A 1,285-nucleotide genomic window follows, 5' to 3' on the forward strand; every position below is an offset into this window, starting at 1 on the left:
TGTACGGTCCGGGGACATAGTGAACACTTGTTCGGGGACATGGTAGACACTTACAACTGAGGCATAAGAACCCGTTTATGGAGTCGCTTATGCCCTGGGATGCGAGAGATACCATGTCATTACGTACCGAGTTTGTGCTGTTCGCCTCGCAGGACGGGGCGAACATCCGTTTCCTCTGCCGTCAGTTCGGCATTTCTCCTGCCACCGGCTACAAGTGGCTTCAGCGCTGGGCTGAGGAAGGTGCCTCCGGTCTTCAGGACCGCTCCCGCGCACCTCATCATTCCCCGAACCGCTCATCTGACGACATCACGGCCCTGCTGCGCATGGCGCATGACCGTCATCAACGCTGGGGCGCCCGCAAGATTAAGCGCTGGCTTGAAGACCAGGGGCACCGTATGCCCGCCTTCAGCACCGTCCATAATCTGATGGCCCGTCACGGTCTGCTGCCGGGCGCATCACCGGGCGTTCCGGCTACGGGACGCTTCGAACATGACGCGCCGAACCGGCTCTGGCAGATGGATTTTAAGGGCCACTTTCCCTTTGGCGGTGGCCGCTGCCATCCGCTCACCCTGCTGGACGACCACTCCCGTTTTTCCCTGTGCCTGGCGCACTGTACCGATGAACGGCGCGAGACCGTGCAGCAGCAGCTGGTCAGCGCGTTTGAACGCTACGGCCTGCCGGACAGGATGACGATGGACAACGGCTCACCGTGGGGCGACACCACCGGCACCTGGACGGCGCTGGAGCTGTGGCTGATGCGCCACGGTATCCGGGTGGGGCACTCCCGGCCTTATCATCCGCAGACGCAGGGCAAGCTGGAGCGTTTTCACCGCAGCCTGAAGGCGGAAGTGCTGCAGGGAAAATGGTTCGCGGACAGCGGAGAGCTGCAACGCGCTTTCGATCACTGGCGCACGGTGTACAACCTTGAACGCCCGCACGAGGCGCTGGATATGGCGGTACCGGCCTCGCGTTATCAGCCGTCTGCCCGGCAGTACAGCGGCAGCGTAACGCCACCTGAATATGATGAAGGGGTGAAGGTCAGGAAAGTGGATGTCAGCGGAAAGCTGAGCATACAGGGTGTCAGTCTGAGCGCAGGCAAGGCGTTCAGGGGAGAACGGGTCGGGCTGAGGGAGACGCAGGATGACGGCTGCTATGAAGTGTGGTGGTACAGCACGAAAGTGGGGGTGATCGACCTGAAGAAAAAGTCGATCACCATGGGTAAAGGATGTTAAAAAGTGTTCACCATGTCCCCGAACACCTGTCTACCATGTCCCCGGACTGTACA

1 protein-coding gene is annotated in these 1,285 nt (G+C 60.5%); it reads left to right on the top strand.

Annotated features, from left to right (window positions below; genetic code table 11):
- Nucleotides 1–77: 77 nt before the first annotated feature.
- Nucleotides 78–1,232 carry an IS481 family transposase gene (locus tag IM291_RS21790; RefSeq protein ID WP_080350976.1) on the top strand — a complete coding sequence of 385 codons (1,155 nt, stop codon included), beginning with the start codon at nt 78–80 and terminating at the stop codon, nt 1,230–1,232.
- Nucleotides 1,233–1,285 lie beyond the last annotated feature (53 nt).

The sequence above is a fragment of the Enterobacter cloacae complex sp. P27C genome (genome assembly GCF_014895705.1).
In the GTDB taxonomy this organism is placed as follows: Bacteria; Pseudomonadota; Gammaproteobacteria; order Enterobacterales; family Enterobacteriaceae; genus Enterobacter; species Enterobacter bugandensis.

Coding starts and splice junctions, on each gene's coding strand:
- IM291_RS21790 (WP_080350976.1), top strand. CDS start 78: ATGGAGTCGCTTATGCCCTGGGATGCGAGAGATACCATGTCATTACGT.